The sequence below is a fragment of the Micromonospora sp. NPDC047644 genome, from assembly GCF_040704315.1.
Classification (GTDB): domain Bacteria; phylum Actinomycetota; class Actinomycetes; order Mycobacteriales; family Micromonosporaceae; genus Micromonospora.
Genome location: NZ_JBEYSY010000005.1, coordinates 120,805 through 137,072, shown reverse-complemented (window position 1 = coordinate 137,072; position 16,268 = coordinate 120,805). Strand labels below are relative to the sequence as shown.

At 71.7% G+C, this 16,268-nt stretch carries 13 protein-coding genes; 3 read left to right on the top strand and 10 right to left on the bottom strand.

The window, feature by feature from the left end:
• Positions 1-151: 151 nt before the first annotated feature.
• The 10 genes from AB0877_RS10140 to ftsY form a co-directional block, all read right to left on the bottom strand.
• Positions 152-1,231, bottom strand: coding sequence for an amidohydrolase family protein (locus AB0877_RS10140; RefSeq protein ID WP_366608247.1), 1,080 nt, complete (start codon positions 1,229-1,231; stop codon positions 152-154).
• An 18-nt stretch (positions 1,232-1,249) separates the two neighbouring features.
• Positions 1,250-1,828, bottom strand: a complete 579-nt coding sequence (locus AB0877_RS10135; protein WP_366608246.1) for a Uma2 family endonuclease — start codon at positions 1,826-1,828, stop codon at positions 1,250-1,252.
• A 68-nt stretch (positions 1,829-1,896) separates the two neighbouring features.
• The gene (gene ffh / locus AB0877_RS10130) at positions 1,897-3,456 is read right to left on the bottom strand and encodes a signal recognition particle protein (RefSeq protein WP_357269939.1); all 1,560 of its coding nucleotides are present in this window, start codon (positions 3,454-3,456) and stop codon (positions 1,897-1,899) included.
• Between the two features lie 114 nt (positions 3,457-3,570).
• The gene (locus AB0877_RS10125; protein ID WP_366608245.1) at positions 3,571-4,227 is read right to left on the bottom strand and encodes a response regulator transcription factor; all 657 of its coding nucleotides are present in this window, start codon (positions 4,225-4,227) and stop codon (positions 3,571-3,573) included.
• Positions 4,224-5,387, bottom strand: a complete 1,164-nt coding sequence (locus tag AB0877_RS10120; protein WP_366608244.1) for a sensor histidine kinase — start codon at positions 5,385-5,387, stop codon at positions 4,224-4,226. Before AB0877_RS10120 ends, AB0877_RS10125 begins: the two co-directional genes overlap by 4 nt.
• Before the next feature lie 299 nt (positions 5,388-5,686).
• Positions 5,687-8,017 carry a [protein-PII] uridylyltransferase gene (locus tag AB0877_RS10115; RefSeq protein WP_366608243.1) on the bottom strand — a complete coding sequence of 777 codons (2,331 nt, stop codon included), beginning with the start codon at positions 8,015-8,017 and terminating at the stop codon, positions 5,687-5,689.
• Between the two features lie 17 nt (positions 8,018-8,034).
• Entirely contained in the window at positions 8,035-8,373 is a 339-nt protein-coding gene (locus tag AB0877_RS10110; protein WP_172862163.1) for a P-II family nitrogen regulator, read from the bottom strand.
• Positions 8,374-8,398: 25 nt separating this feature from the next.
• Positions 8,399-9,811 (bottom strand): ammonium transporter, encoded by a 1,413-nt coding sequence (locus tag AB0877_RS10105; protein WP_366608242.1) that lies wholly within the window; start codon positions 9,809-9,811, stop codon positions 8,399-8,401.
• A 275-nt stretch (positions 9,812-10,086) separates the two neighbouring features.
• On the bottom strand, positions 10,087-10,950 hold the full coding sequence (locus AB0877_RS10100; protein ID WP_366608241.1) for an aminoglycoside phosphotransferase family protein: 864 nt from the start codon (positions 10,948-10,950) through the stop codon (positions 10,087-10,089).
• A gap of 6 nt (positions 10,951-10,956) precedes the next feature.
• A complete protein-coding gene (ftsY, locus tag AB0877_RS10095; RefSeq protein WP_366608240.1) occupies positions 10,957-12,138 on the bottom strand; it encodes a signal recognition particle-docking protein FtsY in 1,182 nt (393 codons plus the stop codon).
• A gap of 184 nt (positions 12,139-12,322) precedes the next feature.
• On the opposite strand from ftsY, the gene AB0877_RS10090 reads away from it, so the two are divergent.
• The 3 genes from AB0877_RS10090 to AB0877_RS10080 all read left to right on the top strand — a co-directional run bounded on the left by AB0877_RS10090 (position 12,323) and on the right by AB0877_RS10080 (position 16,268).
• Positions 12,323-14,050: an alkaline phosphatase D family protein gene (locus AB0877_RS10090; RefSeq protein WP_366608239.1), complete on the top strand. Its 1,728-nt coding sequence runs from the start codon at positions 12,323-12,325 to the stop codon at positions 14,048-14,050.
• A gap of 10 nt (positions 14,051-14,060) precedes the next feature.
• A complete protein-coding gene (locus tag AB0877_RS10085) occupies positions 14,061-14,501 on the top strand; it encodes a MarR family transcriptional regulator (RefSeq protein ID WP_366608238.1) in 441 nt (146 codons plus the stop codon).
• Between the two features lie 147 nt (positions 14,502-14,648).
• Positions 14,649-16,268: an MDR family MFS transporter gene (locus AB0877_RS10080; protein WP_366608237.1), complete on the top strand. Its 1,620-nt coding sequence runs from the start codon at positions 14,649-14,651 to the stop codon at positions 16,266-16,268.

Below are 16,268 nucleotides of genomic sequence, written 5' to 3'. Positions count from 1 at the left end.
CCCGGATGTTGCGGCCTCAGGTGCGCAGGAGGCAGCAACATCCCCGATGTCGCGGGGATCTTTCTCTCTCCGGGCCCGCCTGATCTCGCTACGACGCCGAGATCGCGCCGGCTCGGCCCCGGGCCGGTCGGTGTGGCGCTCGGGGAGGCGGTCAGCGGATGACGCGGCCGCGGAGGATCGTGCGGGACGGGGCGCGGACGACGCGCAGGTCACTGCGGGGGTCCTCGGGGTAGACGGTCAGGTCGGCGAGGCCGCCCTCCACCAGGCCGGGAAAGCCGAGCCACTCCCGGGCGCCCCAGGAGGCGGCGGCGAGCACGTCGATCGGAGCCATGCCCGCCCGCTCGTGCAGCAGCAGCATCTCCTCGGCGGCCAACCCGTGATCGATGCCACCGCCGGCGTCGGTGCCCACGTAGATGGGCACCCCAGCCTCGTACGCGGCACGCACCACCTCGGGGAAGCCGTCACGCAACGCCAGCATGTGGTCGGCGTACCCGGGAAACTTGCCCCGCGCCTGCTCGGCGATCCCCCCGAAGGTGGCGATGTTGATCATCGTGGGGACCAGCGCGGTGCCCTGGCGGGCCATCTCGTCGATCAGGTCGAGGCTGAGCCCGGTGCCGTGCTCCACCGAGTCGACCCCGGCCCGCACCATGATCTCGACGGCCGACTCGGAGAAGGTGTGCACCGCGGCGCGTACCCCGGCGTCGTGTGCGGCCCGCACGGCGGCGCTGAGGGTGTCCGCGTCCCAGGCCGGCGCCAGGTCACCGACGCCACGGTCGATCCAGTCGCCGACCAGTTTGACCCAGCCGTTGCCGGCCCGTGCCTGCACGGCCACCGTCGCGGCGACCTCGGTCGCGTCGACCTCCACGCCGATGTCGCGCAGGTAGCGCTTCGGCGGGGCGACGTGGCGGCCCGCGCGGGCCAGTCGCGGCAGGTCCGGCTCGTCGTCCAGTTCGGGGTACGGGTACGGCGAGCCGGCGTCCCGGATCGCCAGCACCCCGGCGTCCCGGTCGACGTGGGCCAACGTGCGGGCCTGGTCGAGTGAGGTGATCGGGGCGCCACCTCGGGCGATGCCGATGTGGCAGTGCGCGTCGACCAACCCCGGCAACACGAAGCCGCCGTCGACGACGGTCTGGGCATCGGGTACGGGGGTGAAGGTCACCCGGTCGCCGACCAGCCAGAGATCCCGGACCTCGTCGTCGGGGAGCAGCACGCCGCGCACATGAAGAGCCATGCGCACAGTCCTACCCGATCACTCCCCGTCGGGGGCGAGCAGGTCGTTCTTCCGAGCGGTCAGGGCGGGCAGGTCCACGGAGACCTTCCACGGGTGCTCGGTGACGAACAGGTCCTCGGTGTGGGCGACCTGCTCGTACTCGCGGGTGGCGCCAAGGGTGTACTCGGTCAGCGTGACGCGTTCCTGCAACGGGTCCACCACCCAGTAGGACCGGACTCCGGCGTGCGCGTAGACCTTCGCCTTGTCGTACATGTCGCGGAAGCTGGAGGTCGGGGAGACGACCTCCACGGCGAGCAGGGCGTCCTCCACCGGGACCGGCGATCGGCCGGCATGCTTACGGCGAATGACCACCACGTCGGGGCGAGGCTCGTTGCGCCGGTCGACCCGCATGGACAGGTCGATACTGACCAGGTATTCCGGCGGGCAGTTGACTTCGACGGCCAGCAGCAGTCGAACACAGAGATCTTGGTGCACGGCAGTCGGCGACGGCACGATCAACCTTCCGTTGATCAGTTCGTACGGAAGGTCCTTCGGCAGGTCACCGAGGTCGTCGACCGTCCACTCGTGCCGTTCGGGCAGGATCGGGGCCGCGGTCATGACATCTCCTTCCAGGGGGCGACCTCACCCTAAGCGCCGGATCAGTCGCCCGCCGTCACCGACACACGTCAGCGCGGGCCCTTGTCGCCGCCCTTGCCGAGCTTGTTGAAGTCGATCTTCGGAAGCTTGAAGCCGGGCGGCAGGCCCTGGCCGCCAGCGAGGTCGTTCGGGTCCATCCCCGGCGGGAGCTGCGGCATTCCGCCGGGGAAACCGGCGGGCATCCCGGCGCCGGCGCCGGTACGCGGACGACCGCCACCCTTGGTGCCCTTGCGCTTGTTCTTCGGCGACTTGGTCGCCTTGCGCCGGCCACCGCCGGGCAGGCCCATCATGCCGCCCATCTGCTTCATCATCTTCTGCGCGTCGGCGAAGCGGTTGAGCAGTTGGTTGACGTCCATCACGGTGACCCCGGAGCCGTTGGCGATACGCGCCCGGCGGGAACCGTTGATGATCTTCGGGTTGGTCCGCTCGCCCGGGGTCATCGACCGGATGATCGCGGTGACCCGGTCGAAGTGGCTGTCGTCCAGCTCGGCGAGCTGGTCCTTCATCTGCCCCATGCCCGGCATCATGGCCAGCACGTTGGCGATCGGGCCCATCCGCCGCACCGCGATGAGCTGGTCGAGGAAGTCGTCAAGGGTGAACTGCTCACCGCCCATCAGCTTGGCGGTCATCTTCTCCTTCTGATCGGAGTCGAAGGCCTGCTCGGCCTGCTCGATCAGAGTGAGGACGTCGCCCATGCCGAGGATCCGGCTGGCCATCCGGTCGGGGTGGAAGACGTCGAAGTCCTCCAGCTTCTCACCGGTGGACGCGAACAGGATCGGCTGCCCGGTGACCTCGCGGACCGACAGCGCGGCACCACCACGGGCGTCGCCGTCGAGCTTGGAGAGCACCACACCGGTGATGCCGACGCCGTCGCGGAACGCCTCGGCGGTGCGGACGGCGTCCTGACCGACCATCGCGTCGATGACGAAGATGACCTCGTCCGGCGAGACGGCGTCGCGAATGTCGGCGGCCTGCTGCATCATCTCGGCGTCGATGCCGAGGCGGCCGGCGGTGTCGACGATGACGATGTCGCGGGCGGCGCGCTTGGCGTGCTCGATCGACGCGCGGGCCACCTGCACCGGGTCACCGGTGCCGTTGCCGGGCTCCGGGGCGTACACCTCGACACCGGCCCGGCCACCGAGCACCTGGAGCTGCCCGACGGCGTTGGGGCGCTGGAGGTCGGCGGCGACGAGCAGCGGCTGATGCCCCTGGCCCTTCAGCCAGCGGGCCAGCTTGCCGGCGAGGGTCGTCTTACCGGAACCCTGGAGGCCGGCCAACATGATCACTGTCGGCGGCTGCTTGGCGAACTGGAGTCGCCGTCCCTCGCCGCCGAGCACGTTGATCAGCTCTTCGTTGACGATCTTGATGATCTGCTGGGCCGGGTTCAGCGCCTGGGAGACCTCGGAGCTGCGGGCCCGCTCCTTGACGGCCGCGATGAAACCCTTGACCACCGGCAGCGCGACGTCCGCCTCCAGCAGCGCGAGGCGGATCTCGCGCGCGGTGGCGTCGATGTCGGCGTCGGTGAGCCGCCCCTTGCCGCGGAGCTTGGTGAAGATCCCGGACAGGCGGTCACTCAAGGTGTCAAACACGCGAACATCCCGTTTGTCAGTGTTCCGGCGGGCACAACGCGGCCGGCACTGCGGAGTCCGGCCACCGCTAGGGTAACCGCCCGGCCGTAGGGCCGCTGTCGCCCGGCCCCGGCCTCACCCCGAGACCAACCCCGACTGGTACGCGAACACGACGAGCTGGGCCCGATCCCGGGCTCCCAGCTTGCCCATCGCCCGGCTGACGTGGGTCCGCGCGGTCGCCGGGCTGACCACCAACCGCACGGCGATCTCCTCGTTGTTCAGGCCCTCACCGACCAGGCCGACGACCTGACGCTCCCGATCGGTCAGCGCCTCCAGTCGCGGGTGCGGACGAGGCACCCGCGACGGCCGGGTGGCGAACTCCCGCACCACCCGACGGGTCACCGACGGCGACAGCAGCGCCTCCCCCTCGGCGACGAGCCGGATCGCGCGCAGCAGCTCAGTCGGTCTGGTGTCCTTGGTGAGGAACCCGCTCGCACCGTGCCGCAGCGCGTCGAAGACGTACTCGTCCAGCTCGAACGTGGTGAGCACCACCACCCGCGTGCCGGTCAGGTCGGGGTCGCCGACGATACGGCGGGTCGCCTCGATGCCGTCGATGCCGGGCATCCGGATGTCCATCAGCACCACGTCCGGGCGCTCCCGACGGGCCAACTCGACCGCCCGCAGCCCGTCGGACGCCTCGCCGGCCAGCGCCAGGTCGTCCTCGCTCTCCACCAACGCGCGCAGCCCGAGCCGGACCAGATCCTGGTCGTCGGCGATCAGCACCCGGATCACGTGGTCGGCTCCACGGGCAGCTCGGCGTACACCCGAAACCCGCCCCCGGCGCGCGGCCCGGTGGTCAACCGCCCACCCAGCGCCGCGACCCGCTCGCGCATCCCGGCCAGACCGTGGCCACCCTCGCCGTCGGCCGGAGCCGTCCCGGCGCGGTCGGCACCTGACCCCCGGTCGGTGACCTCGACGGTCACCTCGTCGACCCGGTAGTCCACCGTCACCTCGGCGCTCGCCACTCCCGCGTGACGCAGCACGTTGGTCAACGCCTCCTGCACCACCCGGTACGCGGCCAGGTCCACCGCGGCCGGCACCTCCCTGGGCTCCCCGACCACGCGCACCTCGACGGCGAGCCCCGCCCCGGCCAGCCGGTCGCGCAGCGCCGGAAGCCGGGCCAGGCCGGGTACCGGCTCGCGCTCGGCGCCCCGGCGCACCGCACCCAGGGTGACCCGCAGCTCGTCCAGCGCCTCGCGGCTGGTCCGGCTGATCGCGGTCAAGGCCACCTCCGCCTGCTCCGGCCGCTTCGGCAGCAGGTGCAGGGCGATCTCCGCCTGCATGCTGATCGCGGCCAGCCCGTGCCCCACCACGTCGTGCACCTCCTGCGCGATGCGCAGCCGCTCCTCGTCGGCCTGCCGTCGCGCCTGCTCAACTCGGCCGCGGGCCTCTTCGGCACGGGTACGCGCGGTCGCCTCGCGGCTCACCCGCACCACCACCCCCACCGCGAACGGTACGACCACCCAGGCCGACGCGGGCAGCACTCCCGTCCAACCCGGCGCGGGCCCCCGCCCGAAGAACACGTGCGTCAACAACAAAACGAACGCGCCACCGGTGGCGAGCGCCGCCGGTCGCACCGGCAGCCACACGGCCACGGTGTAGACCGCGACCAGGAACGTGACCAGAATCGGGCCGTACGGGTAGCCGATCAGCAGGTACGCCGAGGTGGCCACCGTTACCACGGCGAGGGCGACGACCGGAGCACGCCGCCGCACCAGCAGGGCGAGCGCCGCGACGGCGATCAGCACCCGACTCACGGCGTCCACCGGCCTCGACCCCGGCTGGTTGTCCCCGGCCAGCCCGGTGGCGAGCAGTCCGAACCCGAGCAGCACCACGCCGAGCGCGGCATCCGCCGCCACCTCCGGCCACCACCACCGCCCGCCTCGCCGCATGTCCGTCATTCTGCCCGCGCGGTCCCCGCGCGACGTCCGTCCACCAGCGGCACCGCCCCTACGCCCCCCGACGTACCCCCGCCCGCCCGCCCCCGCCCCACCCTCGCCCCCGCCCTCGCCCTCGCCCCCGCCCTCGCCCTCGCGATCTTGCACTTTGTGTCGTCGCTATGCGGCTTTTGCCTGGTATGCGGGGACACAAAGTGCAAGATCGACGTAGAGGTGCGGCGGCGACGCGGGGCCGGGGCGACGCGGGGCCGGGGCGGGGCCGGGGCGACGCGGGGCGGGGCGGGGCGGGGCGGTTAGACGGCGGCTAGGACGGCGGCTTCCAGGCGGGCCCGGGTGGTGTCGTCCGGCCAACCGCCCACCAGGTAGAAGGCGTCGACCACGTCGGCGCCGAGGGTGGAGATGCGGGCCGCGCGAACCAGGGCGCCGGCCTCGTCGAGCGCGCAGGTGACCCGGTAGAGCAGCCCGGCGGCGTCGGCGGCGCGCAGTTCCAGCAGTACGGCGTCGGTGGCCGCCTCGCGGTGCCAGACCACCCGTGGAGCCGCGCCACCGCCACGGCTGGCGAGGGCACGGCCCCGCAGCCGTTGGGTGACCGACACGTCGCCGGCGACCGCCCGGCGCAGGTCGGCGCGGAGCGGGACCGGGTCCGGCGGAAGGCCGTAGCGAGGCTGCACCCGGCACTCGACCAGAGCCCGACCGTCGACGGCGGAGGCGTCCGCGGAGATCACCTCCAGCCGGTGCAGGGCCAGGCAGCCGGCCACCGTGGCGAGCAGACCCCGCCGGTCGGCCGCCGCGACCGACACCCGGTCGCCGGTCAGGTGGACGACCGGCAGAGGCCCGGCCAGCAGCTCCGGGTCCGGGGCGGGTGGCTCCGGGAGTACGCCGGTGTCCAGCGCGGTGCGGACCCGGGCGACCAACTCGGCGACGAGCCGGCCCTTCCAGTCGGACCAGGCCGCCGGCCCGGTCGCCGCCGCGTCGGCGCGGACCAACGCGTGCAGCACGTCGAGGGTTCCGGTGTCGCCGACCGCCTCGGCCACCGAGGCGATGGTGACCGGGTCGCTCAGGTCCCGGCGGGTGGCCACGTCGGGCAGCAGCAGGTGCAGCCGGACCAGCTTGCCGATCAGCTCGACCTCGGCGGTGGGCAGACCGACCCTGGTGGCCACCGCCTGGGCTACCGGCACACCGACGGTGCTGTGGTCACCGGGGAGTCCCTTGCCGATGTCGTGCAGGAGAGCGCCGAGGAGCAGCAGGTCCGGGCGCTCCACCTCGCGGGCGTGCCGGCTGGCCTCGTGCGCGGTCTGCACGAGGTGCCGGTCGAGGGTGAAGCGGTGCACCGGGTTGTGCTGGGGCAGGCTGCGCAGCCGGGTCCACTCGGGCAGCCAGCCGTCGACCAGCCCGTACCGGTCGCAGGTCTCCCAGGCGGGCACCAGGCCGGGACCGGCGCCCAGCAGGGTGATCAGCGCGGCCCGGGCCTCGGCCGGCCAGGGGGCCGGCAGGGGCGGACAGTACGCCGCCAGCCACTCGCAGGTGGCCCGCGCGATGGGGAGTCGGGTCGTGGCCGACGCGGCGGCCACCCGCAGCGAGAGGCTCGGGTCGGGGCGCGCCCCGATCGCCGTGCGGGCGAGCACCAACTCGCCGTCGTGTTCGACCACGTCGCGGGCGACCGGGCGGCGGACCGGGCGGCCGTTGCCGCCGCGGGAGCGGCCGGAGCGCAGCCGGTCGGCGGCCCGGAAGGCGTCGTCCAGGGCGTGGCTGACCGTGCGGGCGTCACCGGCGACCCGACGCAGCAGCGCGTCGCCGTCGTCCACCACGGCGCCCGGCCGCCCCTCGGCGTCGGACCCGCCGGGCTGGAGTTGTCGCAGGCCGAGCAGGGTGGCCACTCCGTCGCGTTCCTGGGCGACCAGCCGGTCGACCCGTCGGCCGACCTGCTGGTGCAGCGCGTCGCGGGTGTCCAACAGGCGCAGGTGAGCGGCGCGTACGGCGGGACGCAGCGCGTCGGTGATGCCGGCGGCGGAGATCGCCCGCAGCAGCCCCACGTCGCGCAGCCCACCGGCGGCCTCCTTGAGGTCGCCCTCCAGCAGGAACGCCAGCTCGCCGTGGGCCTGCCAACGGGCCTCGGTGACCTCCCGCAGGCCGGAAAGGTGCCGGACGGCGGTACGTCGCCAGTGATCGGCGGCGGTGCGGATCAGCGCGTCGGCCAGCGCCTGGTCCCCCACGATCATCCGGGCGTCGAGCAGCCCGAGGGCTACCTTGACGTCGTCCTGGGCCACCGAGAGCGCCTCGGCGACGGTGCGGACGGAGTGGTCGAGCCGCAGGCCCGCGTCCCAGATCGGGTACCACACCGAGGCGGCCAGCTCGTCGGTGCCGGGCACCCCGGCGTGCACCAGCACCAGGTCGAGGTCGCTGTACGGGGCACACTGCCGCCGACCCAGGCCCCCGACGGCCAGCAGCGCCACCCCGTCCCGCGGCGGCAGCAACCCCCGCAGGAACGCGTCGTACGCCGCGGCCCGCCCCCGCCGGGCCGCTTCCCCGATCCCCCCGGGAACGCCGACGACCTCGTTGATCAAGAAGTTCGCGTCGCCGTCATCGGCGGGTCCTGACGCGTTCTTCTTGATCAACGAGGTCATGTCAGTCGTGGCCCGCGTCAGAGTGCGTCGAGGCCGCGTTCGCCGGTACGTACCCGGACGACCTCTTCGACACCGGTGACCCAGACCTTGCCGTCACCGATCTTGCCCGTGCGGGCCGCTCCGACGATGGCGTCCACCACCTTGTCGACGTCGATCTCGTCGGTGAGCACCTCGACCCGGATCTTGGGCAGGAACTCGACCGTGTACTCGGCACCCCGGTAGACCTCGGTGTGCCCCTTCTGCCGTCCGTACCCCTGAACCTCGCTGACGGTCAGCCCGGCCACCCCGAGGGCGTGCAGGGCCTCCTTCACCGCGTCCAGTTGGTACGGCTTGATGACTGCGGTCACCAGCTTCATGTCCAACCCCTCCATCCCAGGAACGTTAACCGGCGACCTTTTCGCTGACCGGCTCGGCGGGCTCCGCCTCCGGCTTGGCACCACTCGTCGAACCGCCACCGGAGGTGCCGATGCCGGCCATCGCGAACGCGCCGCCCGCGCCGCCACCGGCCGGGGACAGGTCGTAGCCGCTCTCGGCGTGCTCGCCGATGTCGATGCCCTCGACCTCCGCCTCGGCCTTGACCCGGAAGCCGATCGTCTTCTCGATGACGAAGGCGAGCACCCAGGCGATGCCGAACGACCAGGCGGTGACGATCAGGCCGGCGAGCGCCTGGCGTCCGAGTTGGGTCACGCCGCCGCCGTAGAAGAGGCCGTCGGACGCGCCCACCACGTCGGTGATCGCGGAGTTGACCGAGTTGGTGGCGAAGAGGCCGAGCCAGAGCGACCCGATCCAACCACCGACGAAGTGCACGCCCACCACGTCGAGCGAGTCGTCGTAGCCGAGCTTGTACTTGAGGCTGACGGCGAGCGCGCACACCGCGCCGGCGACGACACCGAGCAGGACGGACGCCCACGGTGCGATGAAGCCACAGGCCGGAGTGATGGCGACCAGGCCGGCGACGGCGCCGGACGAGGCGCCGACCATCGTCGGCTTGCGGGTCTTGACCCACTCGACAGCGATCCAGCCGAGCACCGCCGCAGCCGTGGCGAGCTGGGTGTTGATGAAGGCGAGGCCGGCGACCGAGTCGACGGTCAGCTCCGAGCCGGCGTTGAACCCGAACCAGCCGAACCACAGCAGACCCGCACCGAGCGCGACCAGCGGGATGTTGTGCGGCTTCATGCCCTCACGCGGCCAACCGAGCCGCTTTCCGAGGACCAGGACCACGGCCAGGGCCGCCGCACCGGCGTTGATGTGCACCGCGGTGCCACCGGCGAAGTCCAGCGCGTGGATGTCGCCGCCGATGATGCCGCCGCCCCACACCCAGTGGGCGACCGGGAAGTAGACCAGGGTGGCCCAGCCGAAGGCGAACAGCAGCCAGCCGGCGAACTTGGCCCGGTCGGCGATGGCGCCGCTGATGAGCGCGACGGTGATCACCGCGAAGACCATCTGGAAGGCCATGAACACGTAGAGCGGGACGCCGATGCCGCTGGGGTTCTCCGCCGTGGCACCCCACAGGTCGGTCTCGGCGAGGAAGGTCTTGGTGCCGAGGTACGCGCCCGGGTCGCCCCAGAAGCCGTTCACGTCGGTCCCGAAGGCGACGCTGAATCCGTAGAACCACCACAGAATAGAGATGAGCCCGATAGCCGAGAAGCTCATCATCATCATGTTGAGTACGCCCTTGGCCCGGTTGAGGCCGCCGTAGAACAGCGCCAGTCCGGGGGTCATGAGCAGCACGAGCGCGGTCGAAACCAGCAGCCACGTGGTATTGGCGCCGTCGATCGTCGGTGCTTCAGGCACGCTGGCCTCCTAAAAGGTGAAGTCCTCCTTCGCGGCTTTCCGGGGCAGCGTCGCCCGTAGGCCGGTTGCGCGGAAGCTTCGCGGCCGGCTGTTTCACTTTGGGTCCCGTGCGGGTTTCCGTTTCGTGACGGGTTGTTTCGGACGTGTCACGAACTCCGCACAGTCATCAGCATGGACGATTGTGGATCGACCGGACGGCGACCGTCGATGGCTGACCGGTCAACGGCATCGACCGGTGCGCTTGACGCGCCCGGCCGAGCATCGCCGGCCGGCGCTCAGCGGAGGGCGTTCTCCAGGGTGTGCCGCTCGTAGTCGAGCAGTCGCAGATCGCGCATCGGTCGACGCAGGTGGCCCTTGTGCACGATCCGGACGAACGCCGGCTCGCCGGCGGCGGCCATCCGGCGGATCCCCTCGACGTGGTCCACGATCCGTTTACGGATGGTGCGGATCAGCCGGTGCCGGTCCCGGGGGATCAGCCCGTACGCGTCGGCGAAGAGCCGGAGGCGGCGAGGGCGGTCCGGGTTCTTCCAGCCCAGCGTGATCGAGTCGCGGTCCGCGAAGATCGGCACCCAGGTCCAGGCCGCGTACGCCACGTCGTAGATCCGCGCTCCGGGCGAGGCGAGGTCGAAGTCGATCAGCCCGAGGGTGCCGTCCGGACGCCAGATCACGTTGTGCGGCGCGGCGTCGTGGTGACAGATCACCTCGGTGTCCGGCGGTGGGGGCCCGAACGAGCGCCAGACCGCCGCCTGCGGAGGGGTGAAGCCGTACTGCGCGTCGTGGAACATGCGCAGCATGGTGGCGACGGTGACCAGGGCCTCGTCGGTCACCCAGTGCGGGGCGAGCGGATATTCGCCGCACTCCCCCTCCAGGTACGACAGCACCTCACGGTTGCGCTCGTCCATCCCGAGCGCCCGGGGGGCTCCGGTGAACCCCACGTACTCCAGGTGGCGCAGCAGCGCGTGCACGGACGGGGTCCACGGTCCGGCGTTGCGACGGACCGTGTCACCCACGCGGACGACGGTGCTCACGTTGCCGCCGTGGAGCGGGATCTCCTGCGAAGTCACGTACGGTCTCCCGAGGCGCTGCGAAGAATGGCCAGGGTCACGCCAGCCCGCGTACGCGCGATCGTCAGTGGTCACCCGAGACTACGCGTCCCGGCCGGTGGCCTCAGTCCCCAGCAACGCGTCGACGAACTGCGCCGGGTCGAACGGAGCCAGGTCGTCCTTGCCCTCGCCGAGGCCGACCAGCTTCACGGGGATACCGAGCTTGCGCTGCACGGCGATCACGATGCCGCCCTTGGCGGTGCCGTCGAGCTTGGTGAGCACCACGCCGGTCACGTTGACCACCTCGGTGAAGACCCGGGCCTGCTCCAGGCCGTTCTGCCCGGTGGTGGCGTCCAGGATGAGCAGTGTCTCGTCGATCGGGCCCTGCTTCTCCACCACGCGCTTGACCTTGCCCAGCTCGTCCATCAGGCCGATCTTGTTCTGCAGGCGGCCGGCGGTGTCGATGAGCACGGTGTCCACGCCGGTGTCGATACCGCGCTTGACGGCGTCGAAGGCGACGCTGGCCGGATCGGCGGCCTCGGGCCCCCGCACGGTTTCCGCTCCGACGCGGGAGCCCCAGGTCTCCAGTTGGTCGGCCGCGGCGGCCCGGAAGGTGTCCGCCGCGCCGAGCAGCACGCTGCGACCGTCGGCCACCAGCACCCGGGCGATCTTGCCGCAGGTGGTGGTCTTGCCGGCGCCGTTGACGCCGACGACGAGGACTACCGCGGGCACGCCGTCCTTGGGGGCGGTCCGCAACGAGCGGTCCAGGCTCGGGTCGAGCGCGTTGACCAGCTCGGCGGCGAGCAGTGCCCGCAGCTCGGAGGCCGAGCGGGTACCGAGCACCCGGGTGCGCTCGCGAAGCCGGTCGACGATGTCGCGGGTGGCGTCGACGCCGACGTCGGCGGTGATCAGGCTGTCCTCGATCTCCTCCCAGACGTCCTCGTCGAGGTGGTCACGGGCGAGCAGACCGAGCAGGCCCTTGCCGAACACGCTCTGTGAGCGGGACAGCCGCGAGCGGAGCCGGACCAGCCGGCCGGCGGTCGGCTCGGGCACCTCGACCTGCGGTTCGAGGACCGGCGGCGGCTCGACCAGGACGCCGGTGGACAGATCGGACTCCGGTGCCTCGACCGGCGGGCCGGCGAGATCCTCCTCGGCCCTGGTGTCGACCTCCGTGCGGGGCAACGGGGGCTCGGGCCGTCGCCGCAGGCGCGGGACGACCAACCCGACTGTGCCGGCGATCAGCACACCGAGCAGGACCAGAGCGAGGACGAGATATTCGGCCATGCCGGAATCCTGTCAGATGCCGGCGACGGCGTCCCAGCCACCGCACCCCGAGCCGTGCACGGAGTCTCAGCCGCCGCCCTCCCAGGCGGTGCCCGGCATCTCAGCCGCCGCCCTCCCGCGCGGTGCCCAGCATCTCAGCCACCGCCCGCAGCCGGTGCCCGGAATCCGGCGGTAGGCTCGCGCCATGTCCGCCGCACACCTCCTCATCGGCCCACTCCTGCGGCGAGTCGTGGACACCCGGGCCACCATCTGGGTGGAGACCGCCGGGCCCGCCGTGGTCACCGTCCGCACCGCCGACGGCGCCACCGGCACCGCGCCCACCTTCTCGGCGTACGACCATCACTACGCCCTCGTGGTCGTGGAGGGGCTCACCCCGGACAGCGAGACCACCTACGAGGTGCTCGTCGACGACGAGCTCGTCTGGCCCGTGCCGAGCAGCGGGTTCCCGCCGAGCGTGATCCGCACCCGGGCCGCCGACGACCGGGACCAGCCGGTCAACCTGATCTTCGGCTCGTGCCGGGAGACCACCCAGCACTCCACCACCCGCAAGCTGCCACCTGACGCGCTGGACGCGTACGCCCGGCGGTTGATGGCGGACCCGGAGTCGAACCCGCTGCCCGACCTGCTCGTATTGCTCGGTGACCAGGTCTACGCCGACGTCACCTCGCCCACTGTGCGCCGGTTGCTGCGTCGACGGCGGCGGCGGCCGAAGGGCGCTCCCGCCGACCAGGTGGTGAGTTTCGACGAGTACACCAAGCTCTACCTGGAGTCCTGGCGTGATCCGGAGATCCGCTGGCTGCTCTCCACGGTGCCCAGCGTGATGATCTTCGACGATCACGAGATTATCGACGACTGGAACACCTCGGCGGCGTGGCGGGCCGAGGTACGCGAGCAGCCGTGGTGGGCGGAGCGGATCGGCAGCGGGCTCGCCTCGTACTGGGTCTACCAGCACCTGGGCAATCTCTCGCCCGACGAGATCGTCGCCGATCCGGTCTTTGCCAAGGTCGCCGCCGCCGAGGACGCCACCAGCGTGCTGCGCGAGTTCGGCCACCGGGTCGACCAGGAGTCCGACCTGGCCCACGACACCGAACGCTGGCGCGCGGTGCAGTATCAGTGGAGCTACGCACTGGATCTGGGCCGGACCCGGCTGGTCATGCTGGACAACCGGTGCAGCCGGGTGCTCGAGCCCAACAGCAGGGCGATGCTGCCGCCGGGCGAGTGGGCCTGGTTCCTCGACCAGGCGCACGGGGTCTACGACCACCTGGTGGTGGGCGCCTCGCTGCCCTGGCTGCTGCCGCAGGGCATCCACCACATCGAGGCGTGGAACGAAAAGCTGGCGGACTCACGCCGGCCGTGGGTGGCGCGCGGGGCGGAAAAGCTGCGGCGTGCCCTGGATCTGGAGCACTGGGCTGCGTTCCGGCGGTCCTTCGAGGCTCTCGCGGAAACGTTCGCCCGGATCGGCACCGGCACGCCGCGGCAGTCCGGCGCGCGGATCGGGGCCGGCCCGGCGTACGCCCCACCGGCGTCGATCAGCGTGCTCTCCGGTGACGTGCACCACTCGTACGTGGCGCGGGCCCGGTTCGCGGACCCGGCGGTGGTCACTCCGGTGCACCAGCTCACCTGTTCGCCGATCCACAACCAGGTGCCGGCGGGCATTCGTCCGCTGATGAAGCTGGGCTGGTCGCCGGGGCCGGCCGGGGCCACCCGGGCGCTGGCCCGTTCGGCGGGCGTACGCCGGCCGGGGGTGCGCTGGCGCAAGCTGGCCGGCCCGTACTTCGGCAACGCGGTCGCCACTCTGACCCATCAGGGGCGCGGGGCGGACGTGGTCATCGAGGGCACCACGAAGGACGGGCACCTACGCCCCGTGATGCGGCGTCGACTCTCCGGCGACGGCGAGCCGGCCGCGCCGTAGTCTCTACGCCGTGGACGAGCACCTGCCGGAGCCGATCCGGGCGGTCGAGCACGAGTTGACCGCTTTGCTGCGCCGTGGCCGGGCGGTCTCCTGGGAGATCGCCCGGGAGGTGCACCCGAATCTGGAGCCGAACACCTATGGGCTGTTGCTCTGGTTGCGGCGTAGCGGATCGATCCGGTTGACCGAGTTGGCGGCGCGGTTGGGCGTGGGCAAGGGCACGCTGAGCCGGCAGATCAACGCGTTGGAGGTCCTCGGCCTGGTCCACCGCGACCCCGATCCGAGTGATCGGCGGGCCGCGCAGATCAGCATGACCGAGGAGGGGCAGCGCCGGTTCGACGTTGCCCGTTCGGCGCGACTGGGCGAGTTTCTGCGTGCCCTGGACGGTTGGCCGGAGCGGGACGTTGAGGAGTTCGCCCGGCTGCTCGGCCGGTTCAACGACTCCTGGCAGTAGGCGTCGCGGCGGGGAATAGCGCGCCGGTCCCACAAGTTGTTGCTTCAGGCAACCAAGGCATACGGTTGCCTCAGGCAATTCTCAGGCGGCCCGCGCGTACCGGCCCCGCCGCCGTTCCACCTCGACTCCGCTCGGAGGCAACCCACGATGAGCCAGGCCACAGTCCCCACCCGGGCGGCCGCCGTCGACATGACCCACCGGCAGATCCTGGAAGCACTCTCCGGCCTGCTGCTGGGTCTGTTCGTCGCGATCCTCTCCTCCACGGTCATCTCGAACGCGCTGCCGCGAATCATCACCGAACTGCACGGCGGCCAGTCCGCGTACACCTGGGTGGTGACCTCGGCCCTGCTCGCGACCACCGCGACCACCCCCATCTGGGGCAAGATGGCCGATCTGACCAACAAGAAGACACTCGTCCAGATCGCGCTGGGGGTCTACGTGCTGGGCTCGGTGCTGGCCGGCCTCGCGCAGGGCACCGGCGAGCTGATCGCCTGCCGGGTGCTTCAGGGCGTCGGCGCAGGCGGCCTCACCGCACTGGCCCAGGTGATCATGGCCACGATGATCTCGCCGCGCGAGCGGGGCCGCTACAGCGGCTACCTCGGCGCGGTGATGGCCGTCGGCACCATCGGCGGCCCGCTGATCGGCGGCGTGATCGTGGACACCTCCTGGCTCGGCTGGCGCTGGTGCTTCTACGTCGGCGTGCCGTTCGCCATCATCGCGCTGATCGTGCTCCAGAAGACCCTGCACCTGCCGGTGGTCAAGCGGAAGGCGCAGATCGACTGGTGGGGCGCCACTCTGATCACCGCGGCCGTCTCGCTGCTGCTGATCTGGGTCTCGCTCGCCGGCGACCAGTTCGCCTGGGCGTCCTGGCAGACCGCCGCGATGGTCGTCGGTGCCGTGCTCCTCGGCGCGCTGGCGATCCGGGTCGAGACCCGGGCCGCCGAGCCGGTGATCCCGCCGCGGTTGTTCCGCAACCGCACCATCACCCTCGCCGTGGTCGCCAGCGTCGCGGTCGGTGTGGCTCTGTTCGGCGCGTCGATCTTCCTCGGTCAGTACTTCCAGATCAGCCGCGGCCAGAGCCCGACCATGTCCGGTCTGATGACCCTGCCGATGATCCTCGGCCTGCTGGTCGCCTCCACGGTGATCGGGCGGGTCATCTCCACGACCGGCCGCTGGAAGCGGTACCTGGTGATCGGCACGGCGCTGCTCACCGTCGGCTTCGCCCTGATGGGCACGCTCCGCGCGGACACCAGCTTCACCCTGCTCAGCGTGTACATGGCGCTGATCGGCCTCGGCCTGGGCATGACGATGCAGAACCTGGTCCTCGCCGTGCAGAACACCGTCAGCGTCCACGAGCTCGGCGCGGCCAGCTCGGTGGTGGCGTTCTTCCGCAGCCTCGGTGGCGCGATCGGTGTCTCCGCCCTCGGCGCGGTGCTCGCCCACCGGGTCAAGGACTACACCGCCGACGGGCTGGCCCAGCTCGGCATCCCCGCCTCCAGCTCCGGCAGCGGCGGCACCCTGCCCGACGTGCACACCCTGCCCGGCCCGCTGCGGGCTGTCGTCGAGAGCGCGTACGGCCACGGTGCCGGCGACATCTTCCTGGTGGCCGCCCCGTTCGCGTTGATCGCGTTCATCGCGGTGCTCTGCATCAAGGAGGTGCCGCTGCGTCAGCACAACGACAGCCCGGTTTCCGCCGAGGTCGAGCGGGAATCGACAGTCGCCGCCGGCGCTGGCGCGGCCGTGATCCGTACCGGCGAGCAGAGGTGA

Coding starts and splice junctions, on each gene's coding strand:
- AB0877_RS10120 (WP_366608244.1), bottom strand. CDS start 5,387: ATGCGGCGAGGCGGGCGGTGGTGGTGGCCGGAGGTGGCGGCGGATGCC.
- AB0877_RS10080 (WP_366608237.1), top strand. CDS start 14,649: ATGAGCCAGGCCACAGTCCCCACCCGGGCGGCCGCCGTCGACATGACC.
- AB0877_RS10090 (WP_366608239.1), top strand. CDS start 12,323: ATGTCCGCCGCACACCTCCTCATCGGCCCACTCCTGCGGCGAGTCGTG.
- AB0877_RS10110 (WP_172862163.1), bottom strand. CDS start 8,373: ATGAAGCTGGTGACCGCAGTCATCAAGCCGTACCAACTGGACGCGGTG.
- ftsY (WP_366608240.1), bottom strand. CDS start 12,138: ATGGCCGAATATCTCGTCCTCGCTCTGGTCCTGCTCGGTGTGCTGATC.
- AB0877_RS10115 (WP_366608243.1), bottom strand. CDS start 8,017: ATGACCTCGTTGATCAAGAAGAACGCGTCAGGACCCGCCGATGACGGC.
- AB0877_RS10135 (WP_366608246.1), bottom strand. CDS start 1,828: ATGACCGCGGCCCCGATCCTGCCCGAACGGCACGAGTGGACGGTCGAC.
- AB0877_RS10140 (WP_366608247.1), bottom strand. CDS start 1,231: ATGGCTCTTCATGTGCGCGGCGTGCTGCTCCCCGACGACGAGGTCCGG.